Source organism: Streptomyces sp. G7(2002) (assembly GCF_028870195.1).
Lineage (GTDB): Bacteria > Actinomycetota > Actinomycetes > Streptomycetales > Streptomycetaceae > Streptomyces > Streptomyces nigrescens.
This window is the reverse complement of sequence record NZ_CP102609.1, coordinates 3,261,229-3,284,130: the sequence shown is the minus strand read 5'-3', so window position 1 is coordinate 3,284,130 and position 22,902 is coordinate 3,261,229. Positions and strand designations below refer to the sequence as shown.

At 71.8% G+C, this 22,902-nt stretch carries 22 protein-coding genes; 7 read left to right on the top strand and 15 right to left on the bottom strand.

Annotated elements, in window-relative coordinates; translation table 11 throughout:
• Positions 1-13: 13 nt before the first annotated feature.
• The 3 genes from NUT86_RS13555 to NUT86_RS13545 all read right to left on the bottom strand — a co-directional run bounded on the left by NUT86_RS13555 (position 14) and on the right by NUT86_RS13545 (position 2,871).
• A complete protein-coding gene (locus NUT86_RS13555; protein ID WP_274735406.1) occupies positions 14-712 on the bottom strand; it encodes a DUF4097 family beta strand repeat-containing protein in 699 nt (232 codons plus the stop codon).
• Positions 713-859: 147 nt separating this feature from the next.
• On the bottom strand, positions 860-1,906 hold the full coding sequence (locus NUT86_RS13550; protein WP_274735404.1) for an aldose epimerase family protein: 1,047 nt from the start codon (positions 1,904-1,906) through the stop codon (positions 860-862).
• A 50-nt stretch (positions 1,907-1,956) separates the two neighbouring features.
• Positions 1,957-2,871 (bottom strand): SGNH/GDSL hydrolase family protein, encoded by a 915-nt coding sequence (locus NUT86_RS13545; protein ID WP_093644323.1) that lies wholly within the window; start codon positions 2,869-2,871, stop codon positions 1,957-1,959.
• A gap of 323 nt (positions 2,872-3,194) precedes the next feature.
• On the opposite strand from NUT86_RS13545, the gene NUT86_RS13540 reads away from it, so the two are divergent.
• The gene (locus NUT86_RS13540) at positions 3,195-3,689 is read left to right on the top strand and encodes a DUF3145 domain-containing protein (RefSeq protein ID WP_018088059.1); all 495 of its coding nucleotides are present in this window, start codon (positions 3,195-3,197) and stop codon (positions 3,687-3,689) included.
• Positions 3,690-3,797: 108 nt separating this feature from the next.
• Complete coding sequence (locus NUT86_RS13535) at positions 3,798-4,688, top strand: NAD(P)-dependent oxidoreductase (protein ID WP_159488368.1); 891 nt, start codon at positions 3,798-3,800, stop codon at positions 4,686-4,688.
• A 60-nt stretch (positions 4,689-4,748) separates the two neighbouring features.
• On the opposite strand, the gene fabF is transcribed toward NUT86_RS13535, so the two are convergent.
• The 5 genes from fabF to NUT86_RS13510 all read right to left on the bottom strand — a co-directional run bounded on the left by fabF (position 4,749) and on the right by NUT86_RS13510 (position 9,721).
• Positions 4,749-6,014: a beta-ketoacyl-ACP synthase II gene (gene fabF / locus NUT86_RS13530; RefSeq protein ID WP_018088057.1), complete on the bottom strand. Its 1,266-nt coding sequence runs from the start codon at positions 6,012-6,014 to the stop codon at positions 4,749-4,751.
• Positions 6,015-6,091: 77 nt separating this feature from the next.
• Positions 6,092-6,340 (bottom strand): acyl carrier protein, encoded by a 249-nt coding sequence (locus tag NUT86_RS13525; RefSeq protein WP_018088056.1) that lies wholly within the window; start codon positions 6,338-6,340, stop codon positions 6,092-6,094.
• Positions 6,341-6,445: 105 nt separating this feature from the next.
• Positions 6,446-7,492 (bottom strand): ketoacyl-ACP synthase III, encoded by a 1,047-nt coding sequence (locus tag NUT86_RS13520; protein ID WP_018088055.1) that lies wholly within the window; start codon positions 7,490-7,492, stop codon positions 6,446-6,448.
• A gap of 13 nt (positions 7,493-7,505) precedes the next feature.
• Positions 7,506-8,447 carry an ACP S-malonyltransferase gene (locus NUT86_RS13515; RefSeq protein WP_274735394.1) on the bottom strand — a complete coding sequence of 314 codons (942 nt, stop codon included), beginning with the start codon at positions 8,445-8,447 and terminating at the stop codon, positions 7,506-7,508.
• An 89-nt stretch (positions 8,448-8,536) separates the two neighbouring features.
• A complete protein-coding gene (locus NUT86_RS13510) occupies positions 8,537-9,721 on the bottom strand; it encodes a PucR family transcriptional regulator (protein WP_018088053.1) in 1,185 nt (394 codons plus the stop codon).
• A gap of 57 nt (positions 9,722-9,778) precedes the next feature.
• Here NUT86_RS13510 and NUT86_RS13505 point away from each other — a divergent pair, with 57 nt between their 5' ends.
• Positions 9,779-10,450: a pirin family protein gene (locus tag NUT86_RS13505; RefSeq protein ID WP_174876396.1), complete on the top strand. Its 672-nt coding sequence runs from the start codon at positions 9,779-9,781 to the stop codon at positions 10,448-10,450.
• A 46-nt stretch (positions 10,451-10,496) separates the two neighbouring features.
• Here the strand turns inward: NUT86_RS13505 and NUT86_RS13500 are convergent, their stop codons facing one another.
• A complete protein-coding gene (locus NUT86_RS13500; protein WP_109896120.1) occupies positions 10,497-11,318 on the bottom strand; it encodes a serine hydrolase domain-containing protein in 822 nt (273 codons plus the stop codon).
• 162 nt (positions 11,319-11,480) lie between these two features.
• Between NUT86_RS13500 and NUT86_RS13495 the strand changes: the two genes are divergently transcribed.
• Positions 11,481-11,969, top strand: coding sequence for a MerR family transcriptional regulator (locus NUT86_RS13495; RefSeq protein WP_274735390.1), 489 nt, complete (start codon positions 11,481-11,483; stop codon positions 11,967-11,969).
• A gap of 7 nt (positions 11,970-11,976) precedes the next feature.
• Positions 11,977-12,993: an aldo/keto reductase gene (locus NUT86_RS13490; protein ID WP_093644330.1), complete on the top strand. Its 1,017-nt coding sequence runs from the start codon at positions 11,977-11,979 to the stop codon at positions 12,991-12,993.
• A 72-nt stretch (positions 12,994-13,065) separates the two neighbouring features.
• On the opposite strand, the gene NUT86_RS13485 is transcribed toward NUT86_RS13490, so the two are convergent.
• From NUT86_RS13485 to NUT86_RS13460, 6 genes are all read right to left on the bottom strand, one after another.
• Positions 13,066-14,310: an acyltransferase family protein gene (locus NUT86_RS13485; RefSeq protein WP_274735387.1), complete on the bottom strand. Its 1,245-nt coding sequence runs from the start codon at positions 14,308-14,310 to the stop codon at positions 13,066-13,068.
• 160 nt (positions 14,311-14,470) lie between these two features.
• Positions 14,471-15,151: a response regulator gene (locus NUT86_RS13480; RefSeq protein WP_093644332.1), complete on the bottom strand. Its 681-nt coding sequence runs from the start codon at positions 15,149-15,151 to the stop codon at positions 14,471-14,473.
• Entirely contained in the window at positions 15,148-16,539 is a 1,392-nt protein-coding gene (locus tag NUT86_RS13475) for a sensor histidine kinase (RefSeq protein WP_274735385.1), read from the bottom strand. The genes NUT86_RS13480 and NUT86_RS13475 overlap by 4 nt, the downstream gene beginning before the upstream one ends.
• Before the next feature lie 165 nt (positions 16,540-16,704).
• Positions 16,705-17,586, bottom strand: a complete 882-nt coding sequence (locus NUT86_RS13470; RefSeq protein ID WP_018088045.1) for a DUF4429 domain-containing protein — start codon at positions 17,584-17,586, stop codon at positions 16,705-16,707.
• Positions 17,587-17,793: 207 nt separating this feature from the next.
• Complete coding sequence (locus tag NUT86_RS13465) at positions 17,794-19,008, bottom strand: alpha/beta hydrolase (protein ID WP_018088044.1); 1,215 nt, start codon at positions 19,006-19,008, stop codon at positions 17,794-17,796.
• Positions 19,009-19,264: 256 nt separating this feature from the next.
• Positions 19,265-19,918, bottom strand: coding sequence for a TetR/AcrR family transcriptional regulator (locus NUT86_RS13460; RefSeq protein WP_018088043.1), 654 nt, complete (start codon positions 19,916-19,918; stop codon positions 19,265-19,267).
• Between the two features lie 115 nt (positions 19,919-20,033).
• Here NUT86_RS13460 and NUT86_RS13455 point away from each other — a divergent pair, with 115 nt between their 5' ends.
• Positions 20,034-21,635, top strand: a complete 1,602-nt coding sequence (locus tag NUT86_RS13455) for an MFS transporter (protein WP_018088042.1) — start codon at positions 20,034-20,036, stop codon at positions 21,633-21,635.
• A 715-nt stretch (positions 21,636-22,350) separates the two neighbouring features.
• Positions 22,351-22,761 carry a peptidase inhibitor family I36 protein gene (locus NUT86_RS13450; protein WP_274735381.1) on the top strand — a complete coding sequence of 137 codons (411 nt, stop codon included), beginning with the start codon at positions 22,351-22,353 and terminating at the stop codon, positions 22,759-22,761.
• The last annotated feature ends 141 nt before the right edge of the window (positions 22,762-22,902 follow it).

Sequence of the window (22,902 nt, the reverse complement as noted above, 5' to 3'; positions counted from 1 at the left end):
TCCCGTCGGCCCCTCATGAGGGCACCACCGACACATCACCGCCGCTCGTGCGTGCCGTGACCTTGTGCGCGGAGTTCTTGTCCTTCGGTACGGAGACCTTGCTGTTGCCGCCGCTGGTCGTGGCCTCGACGTCGTAGGAGCCCTTCGGCAGCCGGATGGTGACATCGCCTCCGCTGGTGCGCCCCGACACCTCGTCCGGGGCCGTGGACAGCGCGAGATCCACATTGCCGCCGCTGGTCCGCGCCGTCGCCGTGCGGGCCGTGGAGTCCTTGACGGTGATGTCGCCGCCGCTGGTCTCCGCGTCGATGCCGCCCGTGGCGCCGCGGACGGTGATGTCCCCGCCGCTGGTCCGCAGATGGACCGAGGCGTTGCGCGGCAGCAGCACCCGGTAGGCCACCTCGCACCGGCGCCCCATACCGCAGTCCTCGGCCTCGAGCGTCAGCCGGCCGTTCTTGACCCCGTGCTCGGGGCTCGGCTTCTGCTCGTTGTAGACGTACTTCTCCGTCACCTTGACCGGGCCGCCGCCGTCGACCGGGACGACCTCGATGTTCCCGCCGTGCGTGGTCGCCGACAGCGCGGTGACCTTGCCCTGCACGGTGTACGTACGCTCCGCCTCCTTGGTCGGGCCGGAACCCATCAGCGAGCAGCCGGTCGTGAAGACGGCCAACGCCGCACAGGACAGCACGAGATGAGGGGTACGCAGGCGGGCCATGGCGAGAGGTCTCCCGGGGCAGACAACGAACGGAAACGGAAACGGCAACGGAAACGAAACGGACCGGACAACCGGTCACTGCCATCGTTCCGCCCCGCCCCGCCCCGTGGCGTCGCCGCACAGGATGACCTTCGCCCCGCCGTGCCCTTAGGGGTTTCCCGCACTCCGCGGCCGCACCGAGAAGCCGTACACGGTCTCCGAGCGATAGGTCCCGCCGGGCCGCAGCACCGTACTGGGGAAGTCCGGGCGGTTGGGGGAGTCCGGGAAGTGCTGAGTTTCCAGGGCCAGTCCGGCCGCCGGACCGTAGGGGACGCCCGACGTACCGGTCAGGGTGCCGTCGAGATGACCGGCGGTGTAGAGCTGCAGACCGGGCTCGGTGGTGGCCAGTTCCAGCGCGCGTCCGGAGCGCGGGTCGTACAACTCCGCGACCGTGCGCGGCGCGTGACGCACTCCGCCGTCCAGCGCGAAGTTGTGGTCGAAGGCACCGCCCACCGCGCGCGCCGCCCGGAAGTCGAAGCGGGTGCCGGTGACCTCGGCGGGCGCGCCGGGCACCGGAATGCCGCTGTCGTCACACGGCGTGTACCGGGACGCCGCCAGCCGCAGCTCGTGCCCGGCGGCGCTGCCGCTGCCGTCACCGCCCAGATTGAGGTACGTGTGGTTGGTGAGGTTGACGACGGTCGGTGCGTCGGTCCGCGCCCAGAAGACGATGCGCAGCGCGCCGCCAGGGGAGAGGGTGTACGTCACGCGCACGTCCAGCGCGCCGGGGAAGCCCTCCTCACCGTCCGGGCTGACCCGGTGGAGCTGCACACCGCCGTCGACCTCCCGGGCGTCCCACACCACCCGGGAGAAGTTCCGCGACCCGCCGTGCAGGCTGTTGCGCCCGTCGTTCGGTGTCAGCGCCCAGGTCCTGCCGTCGAGCCGGAACGACGCCCCGGCGATCCGGTTCGCATACCGCCCGACCACCGCGCCGAAGTACGACCCGCCGTGCGCGACGTACGAGCCGAGGTCCGCGAAGCCCAGCGCCAGTTGCCCCCGCGTCCCGTCCCGGTCGGGGGCCTCCACCGTCTGGATGATCCCGCCGTAGGTCAGCACCCGGACCCGTACCCCGCCGGGGCCCGACTCCAGGGTCCAGCGGTCGACCCGCGTACCGTCCTCCAGCGTGCCGAAGGGTTCCCGGCCGACCTGCGTCTTCATGGCTGCGAGCCTATGCCCGCCGGTCCCCGCGCGGTGCCCGGGGAGCGCGCTCAGGTGCTGCGGCCGGGCCGGGTGATCGTGCGGAACGCCAGCTCCGCCAGCTCCTTCTGGCCGCCGGTGCCGGGGTGGAACCAGTCCCAGGTGCTCAACTGCCGCCCCGTGAAGCGGTAGTCGAAGACCGCCTTGTCGAACCGGCACAGCGGGTCCTTGCCGCACACCTCCGCCAGCGCCGTGTTGTACGCCATCACCCGGTCCCGGACCTTCGCCCGGCGGTCGTGCGCCGCCTGCGTCAGATCGTCCGGATCGCGCAGCATGGACCCGCAGATGCCCAGCTTCCACACCTGCTTGCCGAGCGGGTTCTTGCGCCCTTCCGACCACAGCCGCAGCAGGTCCGGCACCGCCGCGACATAGACCTGGGTGTGCGGCAGGGCGCGCCGCAGATACTTCATGGACCGCGCGAAGTCGGTGCGGAAGGCGTCCGTCGGGGTCATCGTCCGGACGTCCCGCCGGCAGGCGTCGTTGGCGCCGATCAGGACCGTGACCAGCTCGGGCCTGCGGTCGGCGGCCGCGGTGACCTGGTCGGGCAGGTCGCTCATCAGCGCACCGGTCCTGGCGAGGTTCCAGCTGTGGGTGGAGGGGTGTTTGACCAGCCGTCGGGCGAGGCTGTCGACCTTGGGGTCGGTGCCGGTGGCCCAGGAGACCTGCGGGCAGTCGGAGAGGACCGTGCAGGCGTCGAAGCCGACGGTGATGGAGTCGCCGAGAGCGGCGATGGAGCGGGGGGCGGTGCGCCAGACGGGCGCCTTCGCGGACTTCCGTTTGCCCCCGGCGCCGGACTCCGGAGCGGAGCCGTCACCACTACAGCCGGTGAGGGCGATCACCAGTGCGGAACCGATGGCGACGGTGCGTGAGGAACGGAGGCGGAAGCGGCGGCGCCGGGGACGAAAGGGCCGATCGATCCGCGTCATCCCCTGTCCCCCTCCGGCGTGCGAGTGATATCTCTTCGGGTACCGACGGTACGTCACCCCTTCGACCGGCACCGCGCGATAGCTTTGCCCCGTGCTTGCCGGGCGGTGACCCAAAGTGGCGAGTGCAGTCGGCACAGACAAATTACATCACGTCATTTCCTGTCCCTTTTGCGGCAAATTCCGCCTAATGGTGTTTACTGTAGGTCACCAGCATGCTGGTGCCGAAGTGACCACTGGGGCAGAATGACCACTGTCCCGGCCGCAACCGGAACGGGCACGAGGCCGCTGGGGAAGGCGAACCTCGAACCGCACTGGAGGTCCCGGTGACGACACGTGGAGTTCTGTACGTCCACTCCGCTCCGCGCGCGCTGTGCCCGCACGTCGAATGGGCCGTCGCGGGCGTCCTCGGTGTGCGCGTCAACCTCGACTGGATCCGCCAGCCGGCGTCCCCGGGCACCTGGAGAGCCGAGTTCTCCTGGCAGGGCGAGGCCGGCACGGCCTCCAAGCTGGCCTCCGCGCTGCGCGGCTGGCATCTGCTGCGCTTCGAGGTGACCGCGGAACCCTGCTCCACCGCGGAGGGCGAGCGCTACAGCTCCACCCCCGATCTGGGGATCTTTCACGCCGTCACGGGCATCCACGGCGACATCCTCATCCCCGAGGACCGGCTGCGCGCCGCGGTCGCCCGCTCGGCACGCGGCGAGACCGAACTGGCCGCCGAGGTCGCCAAGCTCCTCGGCAAACCGTGGGACGACGAACTGGAGCCCTTCCGGTACGCGGGCGAGGGCGCCCCGGTGCGCTGGCTGCACCAAGTCGTATGAGGAGTCAGGCGCCGGTCCGCTGCCTCCACCAGGTCGTCTAGGCAACGGCGCGCTCCGACACGCGGCGACGGTTGCCTTCGAGTCCGCTCGACGTCCTAGCGTGCCGTCATGGCCGACAACACGTCATCCGACACTCTGTCCGTAGCGGTGCTCGGCACCGGAATCATGGGCGCGGCGATGGCCCGCAATCTCGCCCGGGCCGGTCTGGACGTCCGCGCCTGGAACCGGACCCGCGCCAGGGCCGAGCCCCTGGCTGCCGACGGCGTCCGCGTCACCGGCACGCCCGCCGAGGCGGTGGACGGCGCCGAGGTGGTCCTCACGATGCTGCTCGACGGCCCGGCCGTCCTCGACGCGCTGCGACAGGCCGCCGCCGCGCTGACGCCCGGCGCCCTCTGGCTCCAGATGAGCACGGTCGGGACCGACGGGCTCGCCCCGCTCGCCCGCTTCGCCGACGAGCACCGCCTGCGATTCGTGGACGCCCCCGTACTGGGCACCAAGGCGCCTGCGGAGAAGGGCGAGTTGACGGTCCTGGCGGCCGGGCCGCAGGACGTACGGGAGCGCGCCGGGCGGGTCTTCGACGTCATCGGAAGCACCACCCGGTGGGTCGGCGAGGACGGTGCGAGCGGGCCTGCCAGCCGCCTCAAGCTCGTCATCAACAGCTGGGTGCTGACGGTCATCAACGGCACCGGCGAGGCCCTCGCGCTCGCCGAGGGGCTCGGGGTGGACCCGCGCGACTTCCTCGCCGCGGTCGCCGGCGGCTCGCTCGACCTGCCCTATCTGCGGCTGAAATCCGCGCTGATCCTGGCCGATAACTACCCGGCGAGCTTCACGGTGTCCGCGGCCCGCAAGGACGCCCGGCTCATCACGGAGGCCGCCCAGGGGGCCGGGGTGCGGATGGATCTGGTGGCGGCGGACGCGGAACGCTTCCGACGGGCCGAGGAGCAGGGCCACGGCCAAAAGGACGCCGTGGCGGCGTACTTCGCGAGCTTCGACGGCTGAGACGGCCGAGGGCCCGCCCGGTGGTCACCGGACGGGCCCTCAGGGGGTGCTGAGCGCGCCTCAGACCGTACGGAAGGCGAGGACCACGTTGTGGCCGCCGAAGCCGAACGAGTCGTTCAGGGCCGCGATCCGGCCCTCGGCCGGCAGCGCGCGGGGCTCGCCGCGGACGATGTCGGCGTCGACCTCCGGGTCGAGCTGGTCGATGTTGATCGTCGGCGGGGCGGTGCGGTTCTTGAGCGCGAGGACCGTGGCCACCGTCTCGACGCCGCCCGCGCCACCCAGGAGGTGGCCGGTCATCGACTTCGTGCTGGTGATGGCCATGTGGTCGACGTCGTCGCCGAACGCCTTGCGCAGTGCCCTGAGCTCACCGACGTCACCGGCCGGCGTCGAGGTCGCATGCGCGTTGACATGCACGATCTCGGCGGGGTCGAGCCCTGTGTTGTCGAGCAGGTTCTGCAGCGCCGCCGCGATGCCGTTGCCGGACGGCTCGGGCTGCGTGATGTGGTGGGCGTCGGCCGAGATGCCCTGGCCGACGGCCTCCGCGTAGATCGTGGCGCCGCGGGCCTTGGCGTGCTCCTCGGACTCCAGGATGATCACGCCCGCGCCCTCACCGAGCACGAAGCCGTTGCGGTCGACGTCCCAGGGGCGGGAGGCGCCCTGTGGGTCGTCGTTGTTCTTGGACATCGCCATCATGTTGCCGAACGCCACGATCGGCAGCGGGTGGATGGCCGCCTCCGTGCCACCCGCGACGACGACGTCGGCGCGGCCGGAGCGGATCATCTCGATCGCGTAGCCGATGGCCTCGGCGCCCGACGCGCACGCCGAGACCGGTGTGTGCACACCGGCGCGGGCGTTGAACTCGATGCCGACGTTGGCGGACGGCGAGTTCGGCATCAGCATCGGCACGGTGTGCGGGGAGACGCGGCGTACGCCCTTCTCCTTGAGCACGTCGTACTGGTCGAGCAGGGTCGTCACACCACCGATACCGGAGGCGATGACGGCGCCCAGACGGTCGGGGTTGACCGCCGTGTCCTCGCCCGCCTTGGCGGTGAAGCCCGCGTCCTTCCAGGCCTCCTGGGCCGCGACGAGCGCGAACTGCGCCGAGCGGTCCAGCTTGCGTGCCTGCGGACGCGGAATGATCTCGGACGGTTCAACGGCGATCTGACCGGCGATACGGACCGGCAGATCGGTGGCCCAGTCCTGTTCGAGGGTGCTGACACCGGAGCGTCCGGCGAGCAGGGCCTGCCAGGTCGAAGCGCTGTCGCCACCCAGCGGTGTGGTTGCGCCGATACCGGTGACGACCACGGTGCGATTGGTCGCGTTCACGGGAATTCTTACTCCACGGGTAGAGGGGTCTGAATCGACGGCGCCACCGCGGGGTGGCGACATGCGCAGGGGCTGGATCAGCCCTGGTGCTTGAGGATGTACTCGGTCGCGTCGCCGACCGTCTTGAGGTTCTTGACGTCGTCGTCCGGGATCTTCACGTCGAAGCGCTCTTCGGCGGCGACGACGACCTCGACCATGGACAGCGAGTCAACGTCCAGGTCGTCGGTGAAGGACTTGTCCACCTGGACGTCCTCGGTGGGGATCCCGGCGATCTCGTTCACGATCTCGGCGAGACCGGCGACGATCTCTTCCTGAGTGGCGGCCATGATGGCGCTCCTTCGGTCATTTTAAGGGGAAACTACGTTACTTGCGGTGAAGATCCGTGCGACGGCCGAAACGTCCGATGACGTACGGCGCTGCGCAGATCTTGCCTAGGGGAGGGTAACGACCGTCGCGGCGTAGACGAGACCCGCCCCGAAGCCGATGACCAGCGCGGTGTCGCCGCTCTTGGCCTGTCCGGTCGCCAACAGCCGCTCCATGGCGAGCGGAATGGAGGCGGCCGAGGTGTTGCCGGTGGTCTCCACGTCACGGGCGACCGTCACGCTCTCCGGCAGCTTCAGAGTCTTCACCATCGAGTCGATGATCCGCATGTTGGCCTGGTGCGGAATGAAGACGTCCAGGTCGTCCGGGCTGACCCCGGCCGCGTCCAGCGCCTGCTGGGCGACCTTCGCCATCTCGAACACCGCCCACCGGAAGACCGCCTGGCCCTCCTGGGTGATGGCGGGGTAGCGGATCTCCTCCGGAGCGGGACGCCCCTCGGGAGCGTCTCCCCCGGGGACCGGCGTGGGGCGGTAGACGTCCCAGCCCAGCGTCTGCTTGATGGTCTCGGCCTTGTCGCCCTCCGAACCCCAGACCGTGGGGCCGATCGCGGGCTCGTTGGCCGGGCCGACGATCACCGCGCCGGCCCCGTCACCGAAGAGGAAGGCCGTCGCGCGGTCCTCCAGGTCGGTCAGGTCCGAGAGCCGCTCCACGCCGAGGACCAGCACATACTCCGCCGAGCCCTCGGTCACCAGACCCTTCGCCAGGGTCAGGCCGTAGCCGAAGCCCGCACAGCCCGCCGAGATGTCGAACGCGGCCGGCTTGCCGGCACCGATACGGTGCGCGATCTCGGTCGCGATCGCCGGGGTCTGCTTGAAGTGCGAAACGGTGGAGACGATCACGGCGCCGATCTGCTCGGGCGTGATGCCGGCGTCGGCGATGGCCTTGCCGGACGCCTCGACCGACATGGTCGCGACGGTCTCCTCGGGGCCCGCCCAGTGGCGGGTCGCGATACCGGACCGCGAGCGGATCCACTCGTCGGACGAGTCGATGTGCTTGAGGATCTCCTCGTTCGGCACGACACGGGTTGGGCGGTAGCCGCCGACGCCCATGATCCGCGCGTACGGGGCGCCCTTCGAGGGCTTGATCTTCGAGGTCATGCGCTTCGGACTCCTATTCGGCCGGTGCGGATTGCTCGGCGATCAGCGTGCGGGCCGCGTCGAGGTCGTCGGGCGTCTTGAGGGCGAGGGTCCGCACGCCGGGCAGCGCGCGCTTGGCCAGGCCGGTGAGCGTGCCGCCGGGAGCCGCCTCGATGAGCGTGGTGACCCCGAGCTCCTTCAAGGTCTCCATGCACAGGTCCCAGCGCACGGGGTTGGCCACCTGGCCCACCAGCCGCTGCACCAGTTCCTGGCCGGAGGAGACCTGCGCTCCGTCCTTGTTGGAGACGTAACGGGTGCGCGGATCGGCGACCGCCAGCTGGGCGGTCGCGGATTCCAGGGCCGAAACGGCGGGTGCCATGTGGTGAGTATGGAACGCGCCGGCCACCTTCAGCGGTACGACCCGGCGAGTGCCTTCCGGCTTGTTCTCGACCAGTGCGGCGATCTGCTCGGCGGTGCCCGCGGCGACGATCTGGCCGGCGCCGTTCACATTCGCCGGGGTCAGGCCCAGCTGCTCCAGATGCGGGATGACCACGGCCTCGTCGCCGCCCAGCAGCGCGGCCATACCGGTCTCGGTGACGGCGGCGGCCTCGGCCATCGCCTGGCCGCGCCGGCGCACCAGCGTCATCGCGGCCTCGTCGGTCAGCGTGCCGGCCAGCGCGGCGGCGGCCAGCTCACCGACGCTGTGGCCGGCCACCGCGCCGGTCTGCGCGGCGACGTCGTCGGCCGTGGCGAACAGCTGCCGGGCGGAGAGCAGGGCGGAGGCCACCAGCAGCGGCTGTGCCACCGCGGTGTCACGGATCTCCTCCTCGTCCGCCTTCGTGCCGTAGTGGACCAGGTCCAGGTCGATGGCGGCCGACCACGCACGGAGACGGTCCTCGACACCGGGAAGGTCGAGCCAGGGAGTCAGGAAGCCGGGCGTCTGAGCGCCTTGGCCGGGAGCGACGAGTACGAGCACCCTCACACTCTCTCTTGTGGGTGGTTCCGCCCGCCCGTGGGGACAAGGACGAAGAACCATCGGGGGAATTGTTGGTGTCCGACAAAAGTCTAGGGTTGGGCCTCACCGTCAGCCAGACGCCCCAGAATCAGCGCGATACGGAGGGTGAACGCCGAGCGCACATCGGAGGGTGACCAGCCGGTGACGTCTGTCACACGTCGCAGCCGATAGCGCACGGTGTTGGGGTGCACGAACAGCATCCTGGCGGCCCCCTCCAGACTGCTCGCCTGCTCCAGATAAACGCTCAGCGTCTCCAGAAGTGCCGACCCGGCTTCCTCCAGCGGTCTGTAGATCTCCTCCACCAACTGCTCGCGCGCGACCGGGTCCGAGGCCATCGCGCGCTCCGGCAGCAGATCGTCCGCGAGCACCGGCCGCGGGGCGTCCGGCCAGGCGGCACAGGCCCGCAGTCCGGCGGCGGCGGCCTGCGCCGAACGGGTCGCGGCCAGCAGATCGGAGACGACCGGGCCGGCCACCACGGGACCGGCGGCATACGGGCCGATCAGTGCCTTCGCGGCCTTCAGCGGATTGTCCGAACCGCCCGCGATCACCACCAGGCGGGAGCCCAGCACACCGGTCAGGACCTGGAGCTTGGCGTGCCGCGCGGCGCGCCGGATCGCCTCCACGGTCAGCTCGCTGTCCCCGTCCGGCGCGGTGCCCAGCACCACGCACACATGCTCGGGGGAGTTCCAGCCCAGCGCCGCCGCACGGGAGACCGCGCCCTCGTCGGCTTCCCCCGACAGGACCGCGTTGACCACCAGCGACTCCAGCCGGGCGTCCCAGGCGCCGCGGGCCTCGGCCGCCTGGGCGTAGACCTGCGCGGTGGCGAAGGCGATCTCCCGGGCGTAGACCAGCAGCGCCTCGCGCAGCACGGACTCATCGCCCGGGGCCGCGACCTCGTCGATCGCGGACTCCATGACCTCGATGGTCGTACGGACCATCTCCACGGTCTGCCGCAGCGTGATCGCCCGGGTCAGTTCGCGCGGCGCCGTGCCGAAGACATCGGTGCTGATCGCCTGGGGGGTCTCCGGATGCCGGAACCATTCGGTGAACGCGGCGATTCCGGCCTGGGCGACCAGGCCGATCCAGGAACGATTCTCCGGGGGCATCGCGCGGTACCACGGCAGCGTGGCGTCCATGCGGGCGATGGCGGCGGCCGCCAGCTTGCCGGACGAATTCTCCAGGCGCCGGAGGGTCGCGGAGTGCGGGTGCGCGTCGCGCGATGCGGGTTCAGACACGGGACAAGCCTGCACTATCGGGGCGGGGAGGTGAGGGGGCGGGGCTACCGTGGGCCCATGATTCAGGTGCGGAGAGGCCATGAACGGTATCCGGGCGGGGACGCGGAGGCCGGGATCGAGTCGCTGCACGCGTTCTCCTTCGGGCCGCATTTCGACCCGGAGAATCTGCGCTTCGGCGTGCTGATCGCCTGCAACGAGGAGCGGCTGGCGGCGGGCGCCGGATTCGACGAGCACCCCCACCGCGACACGGAGATCGTGACCTGGGTGGTCGAGGGGGAACTGACCCACCGCGACTCGGCCGGCCACGAGACCACCGTACGCCCGGGTGATCTCCAGCGGCTCAGCTCGGCGGGCGGCGTCCGGCATGTGGAGCGCAACGACGGTGACGGGCCGCTGCGCTTCGTCCAGATGTGGCTGGCGCCGCACGAGGTCGGCGGGGAGCCGTCGTACGAGGTGGTGCGCGGGATCGCCGACGGCACCCCGTACGCGGTCCCGCGGGCCGGCGCCCTGCTGCATGTGCGCCGCCTCGCCGACGGTGAGCGCACCGCGGTCCCGGATGCCGCACGGGCCTATGTGCAGGTGGTGCGCGGCGCCGTACGACTCGGCAACGCCTGTCTGGAGGCCGGTGACGCGGCGCGGATCACCGACGGGGAGGGGCTGGAGCTGCGGGGGCTGGCGGCGGCGGAGTGCCTGGTGTGGGAGATGGGCCCGGAGCCGTCGTACGGGTGAGCCGGTGCGGTCCGGGCGGCCGGTGCCGCTCGGACCGCACGTCAGGTCAGGCAGTCTGTGCCAGCTCGGCCAGCACCGCGTCCGTCAGCGGCGGCCAGGCCTCGATCGCCCACGGCCCGAAGGCCCGGTCGGCCAGCGCCACACACGCCACGCGGGCGTCCGGGTCCACCCACAGGAACGTCCCGGACTGTCCGAAGTGCCCGAAGGTGCGGGGCGAGGACGACGCGCCCGTCCAGTGCGGTGACTTGCCGTCCCGGATCTCGAAGCCCAGGCCCCAGTCGTTGGGCTTCTGGTGCCCGTAGCCCGGCAGCACCCCCGACAGACCGGGGAAGACGACCTGGGTCGCCGCCGCGAGGGTCTGCGGGGCGAGCAGCCGGGGCGCCTGCAGCTCGGCCGCGAAGTGGATCAGGTCGGCGACCGTGGAGACGCCGTCCTTGGCGGGCGAGCCGGGCAGCTCCGTCGAGGTCATCCCGAGGGGGGCGAGCACCGCCTCGTGCAGATACTGCGGGAAGGGGATGTCGGTCGCCTTGGCGATGTGGTCGCCCAGCGCCTCGAAACCGGCGTTGGAGTAGATCCTGCGGGTGCCCGGCTCGGCCATGGCGCGCGGCTCGTCGAAGGCCAGCCCCGAGGTGTGGGCGAGGAGATGACGCACCGTGGAACCCTCGGGCCCGGCCGGCTCGTCCAGCTCGACGGCGCCCTCCTCGACGGCCAGCAGTGCGGCGTACGCGGCCAGCGGCTTGGTCACGGACGCCAGCGGGAAGCGATGCTCCAGGGGGCCGTACGCTCCGGCCACCGATCCATCGGCTCGTACGACGGCGGCCGCAGCGGTGGGCACCGGCCAGTTCTCGATCATCCGCAGGCTCTGCATGCCCACGAGCTTAGGGGCCGGTCCGGCGTCCCCAAATTCCGGTCAAGTCTGCCCGTGATCGGCGCTTGCCTGGAGTGCGCTCGAAGTCTCTAGCGTTGAAGACGTCGAGAGGCACCCGGCGAAACCGCCGGGGGACGTCCGGCGCGACAGGGGAGACGGGGCATGACGGTAACGCAGAGCGAACCGGCGGCGAGCGGCGCGACCACGACCAGGAGGCCGCCGGCGAAGGCGCGTGACTGCGGCACCGCGCGCCCGCATCCGCGGCCCGCCGGCCGCGACCAGTACACGATCAGCGAGGTGGCGCAGCACACCGGGCTCAGCGCCCACACCCTGCGCTGGTACGAGCGCATCGGCCTGATGCCGCACGTGGACCGCACCCACACCGGGCAGCGGCGCTTCACCAACCGCGATCTGGACTGGCTGAGCCTGGTGACCAAGCTGCGGCTGACCGGTATGCCGGTCGCGGACATGGTCCGCTACGCCGAGCTGGTGCGGGCCGGTGAGTGCACCTTCGCCGAGCGGGAGCAGCTGCTGACCGCGCACCGCGAGGACGTACGGCAGCGCATAGCCGAGCTGCAGAGCACGCTGGACGTACTCGACTACAAGATCGACATCTATGCCGACGCCCGGCGGGCGTCCGAGAGGTTCTGAGGTCTCCATGGGTAGCGAGAAGATCGAGACGGTCGAGCTGGGCACCGGCGGACCGCGGGTCGGGGTGCAGGGCCTCGGCTGTATGGGCATGAGCTTCGCCTACGGCCCGACGGACACCGACGAGGCGCGGGCCACGCTGGAGCGCGCACGGGAACTGGGCGTGACGCTCTTCGACACCGCCGATATGTACGGCATGGGGGAGAACGAGAAGTTCATCGCCCCCTTCATCCGGGCACACCGCGACGAGGTCGTGCTGGCCACCAAGTTCGCGATATCCCTCGACCCGGACGACCCGGCCAAGCGCATCATCCGCAACGACCGGGCCTATATCCGCCAGGCCGTCGAGGGCAGCCTCCGGCGCCTGGGCGTGGACGAGATCGACCTGTACTACATGCACCGTCGCGATGTGAACGTCCCGATCGAGGAATCGGTCGGCGCCATGGCCGAACTCGTCGCCGAGGGCAAGGTCAAGCACCTGGGGCTGAGCGAGGTGACCGGCAGCGAACTGCGCGCGGCCCAGGCCGTGCACCCGATCGCCGCGCTGCAGTCCGAATGGTCGCTGTTCAGCCGGGACATCGAGGAGGGGGTGGTGCAGGCGGCGGCCGAGCTCGGCGTCGGTGTCGTGCCCTACTCCCCGCTCGGCCGGGGCTTCCTGACCGGTGCCTTCGTGCACGCCGACAAGGAGCTGGGCGCGGACGACTTCCGCCGCCAGCAGCCCCGCTTCACCGGCGACAACGCGGCCGCCAACGCCGCGCTGCTGGAGCCGGTCCGCGCGGTCGCCGACGCCCATGGCGCCACGCCCGGCCAGATCGCGCTGGCCTGGGTGCAGCAGCAGGCCACGGCACGCGGCCTGGCCGTCGTCCCGATCCCCGGCACCCGTAAGCGCAGCCGGATCGAGGAGAACACCGGGGCGACCCGGATCCGGCTGACCGAACAGGACCTGGCGCGGCTGGAGCCGATCGCCGGGCAGGTCGCGGGGCCGCGGTACGCGGACATGTCGTTCACCTCGGCGGGACGGGAGTAGCAGGTCCGGCGGGGCGGGGCCGAGGGCGCCCCGCTCCTTCCCGGGCCCGGTGAGCCCCGCCGCGGACGGGTCCTACGCCAGCCCCAGCGCGAAGGCCCCGAACCCGGCGGCCAGAAGCGCCGTGGCGGCCCGGCGGATCCCGTCGACACCCGTCCAGGGCGCCTCGAAGCGGCGGGTGGTGCGGCCGATGAGGAGCAGTGCTGCGGCGAAGACCGGCAGCCAGGCGAGCCGGGCCAGGACCCAGCCGAGGGTGTCGGGCGCCACCGTCAGTCCGGGGACCTGCCCCAGGAAGGACGCCGGTACGGCCAGCGAGAGCATCGCCGTCTGGTGCCAGCACAGGATCGTCAGCGCGGAGAGGTTGACGATCGCCACGGGCGCCCACAGGGCAGACCGGCGCAGCAGCCGGGCGAGCCGCTCACGGAGCAGCACCGCGGCGCCGGACTGGGCGGCGGCCAGCGCCAGGACCAGCAACGACGGCGGGTGGGAGTTCGTACGGTCCTGCCCGGGAACGCCGACCATGCTCGCCGGGTAGTGGAAGAACAGCAGCAGCGCGGCGAACACCGCGGCGCCGCCGAGCAGCAGCGACCAGGCGGCGCGTCCGCCCAGCCGCCGCTCACCCCAGGACACCCCGAGCTGATAGGCGAACATCCAGCCGGGCAGCAGGTTGAGCAGGCTCAGCCACGGCGGCATGGCATCGGCGTACGGCCCGTAGCGCAGGAAGTCCACCGCGGCGACGGCCGCCGCCAGCGGTGCCGCGGCCCAGGCGCCCATCCACCGGGCGGCGCGCAGACAGCAGGGCGTCAGCGCGGTGATCACCGCGTACACGCCGACGAACCACAGTGGCTGGATCACCAGCGTCGCCCCCGTCCGCAGGGTCGCCTCCGGTACGCCCAGTCCGTACAGCAGGGGCAGCAGCACCGCCCATACGGCCGTCACCCCGAGCACCGGACGGCCCAGCCGGACGAGCCGGCCGCGCAGCCAGGTCCAGGTGGACTCGCCCCGCCCGGTGGCGCGCCGGAAGGACAGCACCGACGCATGCCCGCCGACCAGGAAGAAGATGCCGAGCAGCTGAAGGACCCAACTGGCCGGTGCGAGCCCGCCGACGGCGGTCAGCAGGCTGGCGTTGTGCAGCGCGCCCCCGGTGTCGAGGGTGAAGCCGCCGATCAGCCAGTGGCCGGTGGGGACGGCGAGCAGCGCCAGCGCCCGCAGACCGTCGAGCGCACGGTCACGGTGCGCCGGCGTGCGCTCGGCCACGGCCACCGCGGCCCCGATGAGCGTGCGTCTGCCGCGCCGGGCGGTGGTGAGCAGCCTGGACATGGTGGTGTCTCCCTCTCCCGTGGGTGTGACGGAGGGAAACGTAGGGAGCGGGTGTATGACGCGGCGTCACACCGCGGAGCCGACTCCCGGGTACTACGGGGGTAGGGGTGCCCGGCCGCGCTCGTCCTCAGGAAGGAGAGACGCGCACGCGGGACGGGCGCTACCGCTCACCGGGCGAGACCAGCCCCGATTCATACGCGAAGATCACGGCCTGGGCGCGGTCCCGTAGGTCCAACTTGGCGAGCACCCGGCTGACATGGGTCTTCACGGTCTGCTCGGCCACGATCAGCGCATCGGCGATCTCCTGGTTCGACAGCCCGCGGGCGATCAGCTCCAGGACCTCCGTCTCGCGCGGAGTGAGGCCGTTCAGCCGCAGCGAGGGCCGGCCCTTCCGGGTCACCGGCCCCGAGCGGGCGAAATCGGCGATCAGCCGCCGGGTCACGGACGGCGCGAGCAGCGCCTCACCGGCCGCCACGACCCGGACCGCGGAGATCAGATCGGCCGGCGGCGCGTCCTTGAGGAGAAAGCCGGACGCCCCGGCGCGCAGCGCCTCGTAGACATAGTCGTCGACGTCGAACGTGGTCAGCATCAGCACCTTCGGGCGATGGATGACGCCGACGGGCGGATCGAGCAGCTGACGGGCCGCCGCCAGACCGTCCATCTCCGGCATCCGCACATCCATCAGCACCACATCGGGGTGCGTCCGGCGGCTCAGGGCGACGCCCTGCACCCCGTCCGGGGCATCGCCCACCACATCGATGTCGCTCTGCGCGGCGAGCAGTGCGGCAAAGCCCGCACGCACCATGGCCTGGTCGTCGACGATGATCACGCGGGTGGTCATGCGGGGTGGGAATCCTTTGCGGAGAGGGACGATGCCGGGTATGGCAGCGGTGGAAGGGGGAGCTGGGCGGCGACGCGGAAGCCGCCATCGGGCAGCGGCCCGGTGTCGAGCGAACCGTCCACCAGCCGGACCCGCTCCCGCATCCCGATGAGGCCATGACCGGTGCCGGTGGTCTCCAGCGGCGTGGACGGTGCGGACGGCGCGGAGTTGACGACCAGCACGGTCAGCCGTGCGCCGTCCGCGGCCGGCGTCACCGAGACCCGGGTCGGCGCCCCCGGGGCATGCCGCACCACATTGGCCAGCGCCTCCTGAACGATGCGGTACGCCGACAGATCCACCGCCGGTTCGAGTGCCACCGGCTCCTCCGGCAGCGCCAACTCGACCGGCACACCCGCCCGTACGGTCCCCTCGACCAGCTTCGGCAGCATGGCGATCCCGGGCTGCGGGGTCTTCTCCGGGCCGTCGTGCCGCACCGCCTCCTCGCTGCGCAGCACCCCGAGCAGTCGGCGCATCTCCGCCAGCGACTCCCGGGCGGTCGCCGCGATCGAGCCGAACTCCTCCTCGGCCTCCCGGGGAATCCCGCTGATGCGGTACGGGGCACTGGCCGCCTGGACCGTGATCACCGACATGTGGTGCGCGACGACATCGTGCAGTTCACGGGCGATCCGGGCGCGCTCCTCCAGCAGCGTCCGACGGGCGCGCTCGGCCTCGCTGATGGTCTCCTGCTCGATCAACTTGCGCTGGGCATCGCCGCGTTCGCGCAGTGTGGCGCCCATCATCAGCACCACACCGGTGAGGACGAACATCAGCACCCAGGTGCTGTTGCTGCCCTCGGGGGTGAACACCTCCGAGAGCAGGCCCGCCACACCGGTCGTCAGCCAGACGGCGGTCAGGGTGCGACGGCGCTCGCGCAGGGACAGCGCGAGCATCAGGGCGAGATAGCCGACGATCTCCATGGGCGGCCAGGGCCAGGCGCGACCCACGACACCGTCCTCGCCGGCGAGCGCCAGGGCACCGATGACATCCGCCGCGAAGATCACCCACCAGGCCTGCAGCGGCCGGGTCACCGCGAGCAGCAGCGGCACGGTCTGCGCGGTGGCGAGCGCGCCGGACATCCCGCCGTCCAGGCCGTAGTCGTGACTGAGGACGGTGATGGTCGTCGGCAGCAAGGACACCGCGAACGCGAACGCGACGACATAGGGGACGCGGCGCAGCCAGGGACTCCGGACGCTGTCCAGCAGCGGAGTGCCGGGCTCGGTCGGGGTGCCGAGCTCCACGGCCAGGACACGCAGCGCCTGCCGTGCGGCGCGCAGCGCCCGTTGATGGGCCGGCTCACGCACGGGGCCGTGAGCCGGCTCGGGTTCAGGGGTGGAAGATCGTCCGGTCATCGCGCCTCCATCTAAGCGGAGCGCGGCGGCCGTGGCGTCATACCAGGGGGCGGACTTTCGCCCCGTACCACGGTATGAGTCCCTGCCCGCTCAACGGGCCCCCGGTCCAACCACGTTCCGAAAGGAGGCTCCGGGCGACGACAGGGCCTACGGGGAGGCACTCCCCTAGAGCTCCGCCAGCAGCTCGGCCTTCTTCGTGCTGAACTCGTCGTCGGTCAGCAGTCCGGCGCCGTGCAGTTCTCCGAGGTGCCGTATCCGGTCCGCGATGTCCGCCGGATCGCGGCGCGTCTCCCCGGTCCGGTGGCGCACCGGCGCGCCGTCCGCTGTCTCCTGGGCCGGCTCGGCGGCGCGTACGGCCTGCAGCACCGAGGCCGCGAACGGCAGCGACTCGTGCACGGGGCCGTACCCCAGCCCGAACACCACGGCGGCCGGATCCTGGTCCGCCTCGCCCGCCCCCGGCTCGTGGGCCCCGCGCTCCAGCAGCCGCAGATAGCCGTTGAGGATCTCCGGCGACCGCCATTCGATGCCGGCCAACTCGCCGACGGGGAAGGTCTGGTCGCCGCACTTCCACTTCGCCGAGGACGCGCCCGTCCAGAACCACCGGAAGGCGACCGCCCGTCCGTCGAAGGACGCCTTGCCGTCATACGCCTTGAAGTGCAGCGGGGGCTCCGGCGCGGCCACCAGATGGCGGTCGGCGGGCTCCTTCGCATCGGGGCCGAGCGCCGTGCGCAGCTCGTCGGCGTAGTACTCGGCCAGCGTCTCGCGGTCGGCCGGCAGCACCAGCCGATAGGGATCGGCGTCCTCCTTGAGCTGCCCGTTCGCCGCTTCCATCAGGGGGTCGGCGCCGTGCCGGGGCACGGCGTGCAGCACCACCGTGCCACGTCTGCCCTCGGTCACCTCGACGGAGCTCAGCGCCTCGTACGGAATGCGTCGCTCACCGAGCGCCTGGAACAGCTTCGGCCTGCGGATCCCCCGTTCGAAGCGGATGAGTACGGAGTCCGTGTCGAACTCCCAGACGGCGTGAAAACCGGCCAGCACATCACCCATGCGGCTCATCGTATGCGGGCGGTTGCTCACCCGTCCCCCTTCCGGACACCTCGGGGGCGCCTGCAGAAGCGGCGCGTGTCACTCCGTTCACCCGCGCGGTCCCTCGCCTCGTGGACGTCTCCACCGCCGGGCGCGGTTCCCGCAGGCACGGCCCGGCGCCCGGGGACGGGCCGTGCCTGCGGGAGCCGGGCTGCGGTCCCGCGGTCCTCAGACCAGACCGGTGGTGCACTGCGGGTCGTCGGACGCGCAGTCGACGGTGTCGGCCGCGCCGACCCCGACGAGTGCGAAATTGCGCAGACTGCGGGTGCCTGGCGCGAAGTAACCGGCGTGCCCGACGGCGCCGTCGGCCGACAGGATCCGGGAGCCGAAGGACGGGTCGACCGGGTCGGCGCCGTGACCGAGCCCGCCGACCTCCAGGTTGGGGATGTCCTGGATCCAGTCGTCGGAGTCCCGCATCGCCCAGACCCGGGCCGTGGTGCCCAGCCCGGAGCGGCTCGGGGCCCGCATACCGGGGCTGCCGGCCACCGCGATGTCCTCGACGTTGGACGGCAGGTCCCGGGCCGCGACACCGCACACCACGGAGCCGTAGCTGTGGCAGAAGAGCGAGACGGCGTCGGAGGAGGGCAGCGAGTCCACCAGGGCGCGCAGCCGGACCGCACCGGCCGCGGCGAGCTGCCCGGTGGCGGCCTCGACGCCGACACCGGAGGGCGTGGTGTAGTCGGCCCAGGCGATCACGGCCGTACGGGCGCTGGGCCGGGCCTCCCGCTCGGCGCCGTAGAGGGCGCGTGCCATCCCGACCGGGGCGGTGTTCGCCCGCGCGGTGCGCTCGAAGGTCGACAGATTGATGTCCACGCCGGGCACCACGACGGACACCCGGTGGGCCGCCGGGAGATTGCCGAAGACCTCGGCGGCCCGGCCGCCGTCGGCCGGATCGAAGGCCAGGATCTGCCGGCCGGGGCTCATCATCGATTCGAGGCGGTGCATCAGCCGGCCCGCCTCCTGGCGGCCGACGGGGGTGAGCCGGTGGTCGTTCATCCGGCGTTTCTCGACGCGGCGGGCGTCGTCGATCGCCGCCCGGTTGGCGCGGTAGCGCAGCTTCACGGGGGCGCCGCCCAGGTTGCCGACGACCAGCGGATAGCGGTCGGCGAGCTGCTGCTTCTCGGCGCGGCTGAGCGTGGCGAAGAAGGCCCGCAGCGCGGCCGGCGGACCCTGGGGGTCGGGCAGCGGGCGCCCGAGGAAGGTGGCGTGCTGCCAGGAGGCCCTGGCGGTGGCCAGCGGGTTGGCGTCCTCCGTGGTGCCTCTGACTGCCGTCCAGCCGGTGATGGCGAGCATGACGAAGACCACCGACAGCGCGAGGGCGGCACGCCAGGCCGTGGACTGCAGGAAACCGGAGGAGGGGCCGAGGCCCGAGAAGGAATTCACCGCGAGCCACCCTAGGAGACCGGAGAGGGCGCTCGCAGTGACCGTGAGTGATATCACGTTTCGCGGTGGGTATTTCGACCAAAACGGACACCGGTTGACGATTTCCGGTGCTCAGCCGTGCAGTGGCGATCTCAGGGGGAGTCCCTCATGATCGCTTAGCGAAGGGGATTCGTCACGGAGGGTGGCGGATGGGGCGACGAGTGGAGTAATGGGTTCCGCCGGCCCGGCGCTTCCGCCGGGCCCGTCGCCGGTGCGCTCAGCGCACCCGCCAGTCGTCCTCCATCGCCGGCCCGATGTGGTCCAGATAGGACCGGGTCACCTCGCGGATCGACGCCACGCTGCAGTCCTGGCCCTCGCCCCACACCCGGCCCGCCACCCGCATCACCCCGCCGAACGCGGCGACCAGCACCCGCGGCCGGAAGTCGGCGTCCACATCCAGCCCCTCGCGCCGGGCGATCAGCCGCGCTATCTCCTCCTCCAGTTCGGAGGAGCGCCGCAGATGCGCGGCGACCAGGGCGGGCGTCGACTCGATCATCCGGAACGAGCGCATGTACAGCTCCACCGGGATCACCGACTCGATGGCGCTGCCGATGTCGTCCCAGGCCACCATCACGGCGCTGCGCAGGGCGGTGAGCGGCGCCTCCGTCGCGGGCCGCGCGGTCAGCTCCTCCAGGAAGCGGGCCTCGACCATCTCCTGGACGGCGAAGGCGACGTCCTCCTTGTTCGCGAAGTAGCGGAAGTACGTCCGCTGGGAGACATCCACCGCCTCCGCGATCTCGTCGATCGTCGTCGTCTCGTACCCCTGCTCCGTGAACAGTTCGAGCGCCGCGCGGATCAGTGCGTCGCGGGTGCGCTGCTTCTTGCGTTCCCGCAGGCCCGCGGGTGCCGTATGCGGCGTCGGGGTCGCCATCCTGAGCCGCCTTTCCGTGGTCTTCTCGCTGCTCAGGTTACCTGTGAGCGAGATGACAGTTACCGACTCATGAAATGCTTTGTCAACTGTCAGTGGCTGACATTAGCCTCGCGGTATGAGTTCTCAGACCCCGGTTGCCGAAGCTGCGCCGGAACTTCCCGTACCGGACCCCCCGAAGGGGCTGCGCGGCCATCCGTGGCTGACCCTCTTCTCCGTCGCCATCGGCGTCATGATGGTCGCCCTGGACGGCACGATCGTGGCGATCGCCAACCCGGCCATCAAGCAGGACCTCGGCGCCTCGCTCGCCGATGTGCAGTGGATCACCAATGGCTACATGCTCGCCCTGGCCATCGCGCTGATCACGGCGGGCAAGCTCGGTGACCGCTTCGGCCACCGCCAGACCTTCCTCATCGGCATCCTCGGCTTCGCCGCCGCCTCCGCCGCCATCGGGTTCTCCGACGAGGTCGCGCTGGTCATCACCTTCCGGGTGCTCCAGGGTCTGTTCGGCGCGCTGCTGATGCCCGCCGCGCTGGGGCTGCTGCGCGCCACCTTCCCGGCCGAGAAGCTCAACATGGCGATCGGCATCTGGGGCATGGTCATCGGCGCCTCCACCGCCGGCGGCCCGATAGTCGGCGGACTGCTGGTCGAGCACGTCAACTGGCAGTCCGTGTTCTTCATCAACGTCCCGGTCGGAGTGCTGGCCCTGGTCCTCGGCCTGGTGATCCTCAAGGACCACCGCGCGGAGAACGCCCCCCGCTCCTTCGACATCCCGGGCATCGTGCTGCTCTCCGGCGCGATGTTCTGCCTCATCTGGCCGCTGATCAAGGCGGGGGAGTGGCACTGGGACAGCATGAAGACCTGGGGCTTCCTGATCGCCGCCGTGGTCCTCTTCGCCCTGTTCGCCCTCCTGGAGAGCAAGGTCCGCGAACCGCTCATCCCGCTGCGGATGTTCCGCTCGCTGCCGCTGACGGCCGGCACGGTCCTGATGGTGCTGATGGCCTTCGCCTTCATGGGCGGCCTGTTCTTCGTGACGTTCTACCTCCAGAACGTGCACGGCATGACGCCCGTCGACAGCGGTCTGCACCTCCTGCCGCTCACCGGCATGATGATCGTCGGCTCGCCGCTCGCCGGCGCCCTGATCACCAAGTTCGGCCCGCGCATCCCTCTGGTCGGCGGCATGGTCCTCACCGCCGTCGCCATGTACGGCATGTCCGGCCTCGACACCGGCACCGGCACCGGCCTGATGTCCCTCTGGTTCGCGCTGCTCGGTCTGGGGCTCGCGCCCGTCATGGTCGGCGCCACCGAGGTCATCGTCGGCAACGCCCCGCTGGAGCTCTCCGGTGTCGCCGGCGGCCTCCAGCAGGCCGCGATGCAGGTCGGCGGCAGCCTCGGTACGGCCGTGCTCGGCGCGGTGATGGCCTCCCGCGTCGACAGCGACCTCCCGGACAACTGGCGGTCGGCCGGCCTCCCGCCGGTCCCGCCCGCGCAGGCGTCCCAGCTCTCCGACGCCGTCTCCGCCGGTATCGCGCCGATCCCGAAGGGCACCCCGCCGGAGTTCGCCCAGAAGATCACCTCCGTTGCCCATGACACCTTTGTGTCCGGCATGGCCCAGGCCTTCACGGTCGCCTGCGGTGTGGCGGTCGTCGCGGCGGTCGTCGCGTTCTTCACCAAGCGCGGCGCGAACGCCGAGGCGGGCGCCGGCGTCGGCCACATCTGACCGGCGCCCCGGCCGTACGGCGCCCGCACCGCGGCGAGACGTACGACCGGCAGGCCCCGCCCGCAGCGCCCGGCGCGCGGCACGCACGAGAAACCCTCGTCCGGCCGCGCGCCGTGGCATGCGCGGCGGGCGACGGGCGACGGGCCTTGGCGCGGGGGGGCGGCACAAGTACGCCCGGACGCCTGGTGCTCCGCCGACCTCCCTGATCCGGGCCATCGCGGCTTCGCGGCTTCGCGGCATCGCGGCACATTGTCACCGCGCCTCCGCGCCTCCGCGCCTCCGCGCCTCCGCTTCACCGTGTCCCCGCGCTCCCGCCCGTCAACCGGCCGCCCCGGGCTGCCGCCGGGAGCCACCGGCCTTACCCCTGGCGGCAGTTGGGCTCCCTCGGCGGGCCGAATCCCTCATCCGGATGAGCCGTCACGGGAACCCGCCCGCCCCCACTACGGGCACGACGACGGGCCCGCAGCCACCGCACCCCCGCGCACACCGGGAGGAACGGTTCCGCGGGCCGCCCGCGCCGCCCCGTTCCACGTCAACCTCGCGCACCGGCCGCCTTTCCCCGGCCCGGTTGGCCGTCCACATACCTGATCCGGGTGGCAGTGCCGCCACGGGCTTGGCAGCCGCCCACCGCCCTCGCGAAGCTCGATGACGAACCCGCCGCGGGCAACCGGCCCGCCGCGGGGCCTCAGCGTCGTACTCCACGGGGGAGATTCCCATGCGCCTGCGCACGTCACGGACCACCGCGCTCCTCACCGGCCTCCTGGCCGCCCTGGCCGCGGCACTCGCCGCCCCGCCGGCCCTCGGCACCCCGGCCGCCCACGCGGCCGCCGGCGGCCGTAACGCCTCCGGCGACTGCGACGCGGGCCAGCTCTGCCTCTGGCCGAAGGCCGACTTCGGCGGCGCCCGGCGGACCTACGAACTGTCCGGCACCGATATCGAGAGCTGTGTCCCGCTGCCCAAGGGGAGCGGCGCCGCCGCCCTCGCCAACCGCACGGGCCGGCCGGTCACCACCTACCAGAGCGTGGAATGCGCCGAGACCGCCGAGTTCGACACCTATCCGGGCGGCGGCAGCTGGGTGCCTCAGTCCCCCTACCGGGTCAGGGCGTTCAAGGTGTGGGAACGCTGAACCGGCCGCCCACGGGCCCGCCCCCGCGCGCTCGCAGCCCCCGCCACACCGCACCGCGTCACACAGCACCGCGCCCCCCGACCGGCGAAGGACGCTGGTCGGGGGGCGCGGCGGAAGCGGTGCGGCGGCAGGCCGCGGTCA

Bases quoted from the DNA above. Each gene is read 5' to 3' on its own strand.
- NUT86_RS13470 (WP_018088045.1), bottom strand. From the start codon at position 17,586: ATGGGTGATGTGCTGGCCGGTTTTCACGCCGTCTGGGAGTTCGACACG.
- NUT86_RS13525 (WP_018088056.1), bottom strand. From the start codon at position 6,340: ATGGCCGCCACTCAGGAAGAGATCGTCGCCGGTCTCGCCGAGATCGTG.
- NUT86_RS13485 (WP_274735387.1), bottom strand. From the start codon at position 14,310: ATGTCCAGGCTGCTCACCACCGCCCGGCGCGGCAGACGCACGCTCATC.
- NUT86_RS13460 (WP_018088043.1), bottom strand. From the start codon at position 19,918: ATGGCGACCCCGACGCCGCATACGGCACCCGCGGGCCTGCGGGAACGC.
- NUT86_RS13480 (WP_093644332.1), bottom strand. From the start codon at position 15,151: ATGACCACCCGCGTGATCATCGTCGACGACCAGGCCATGGTGCGTGCG.
- NUT86_RS13555 (WP_274735406.1), bottom strand. From the start codon at position 712: ATGGCCCGCCTGCGTACCCCTCATCTCGTGCTGTCCTGTGCGGCGTTG.
- NUT86_RS13520 (WP_018088055.1), bottom strand. From the start codon at position 7,492: ATGACCTCGAAGATCAAGCCCTCGAAGGGCGCCCCGTACGCGCGGATC.
- NUT86_RS13495 (WP_274735390.1), top strand. From the start codon at position 11,481: ATGACGGTAACGCAGAGCGAACCGGCGGCGAGCGGCGCGACCACGACC.
- NUT86_RS13500 (WP_109896120.1), bottom strand. From the start codon at position 11,318: ATGCAGAGCCTGCGGATGATCGAGAACTGGCCGGTGCCCACCGCTGCG.
- NUT86_RS13490 (WP_093644330.1), top strand. From the start codon at position 11,977: ATGGGTAGCGAGAAGATCGAGACGGTCGAGCTGGGCACCGGCGGACCG.
- NUT86_RS13545 (WP_093644323.1), bottom strand. From the start codon at position 2,871: ATGACGCGGATCGATCGGCCCTTTCGTCCCCGGCGCCGCCGCTTCCGC.
- NUT86_RS13450 (WP_274735381.1), top strand. From the start codon at position 22,351: ATGCGCCTGCGCACGTCACGGACCACCGCGCTCCTCACCGGCCTCCTG.
- NUT86_RS13475 (WP_274735385.1), bottom strand. From the start codon at position 16,539: ATGACCGGACGATCTTCCACCCCTGAACCCGAGCCGGCTCACGGCCCC.
- NUT86_RS13505 (WP_174876396.1), top strand. From the start codon at position 9,779: ATGATTCAGGTGCGGAGAGGCCATGAACGGTATCCGGGCGGGGACGCG.
- NUT86_RS13550 (WP_274735404.1), bottom strand. From the start codon at position 1,906: ATGAAGACGCAGGTCGGCCGGGAACCCTTCGGCACGCTGGAGGACGGT.
- NUT86_RS13535 (WP_159488368.1), top strand. From the start codon at position 3,798: ATGGCCGACAACACGTCATCCGACACTCTGTCCGTAGCGGTGCTCGGC.
- NUT86_RS13455 (WP_018088042.1), top strand. From the start codon at position 20,034: ATGAGTTCTCAGACCCCGGTTGCCGAAGCTGCGCCGGAACTTCCCGTA.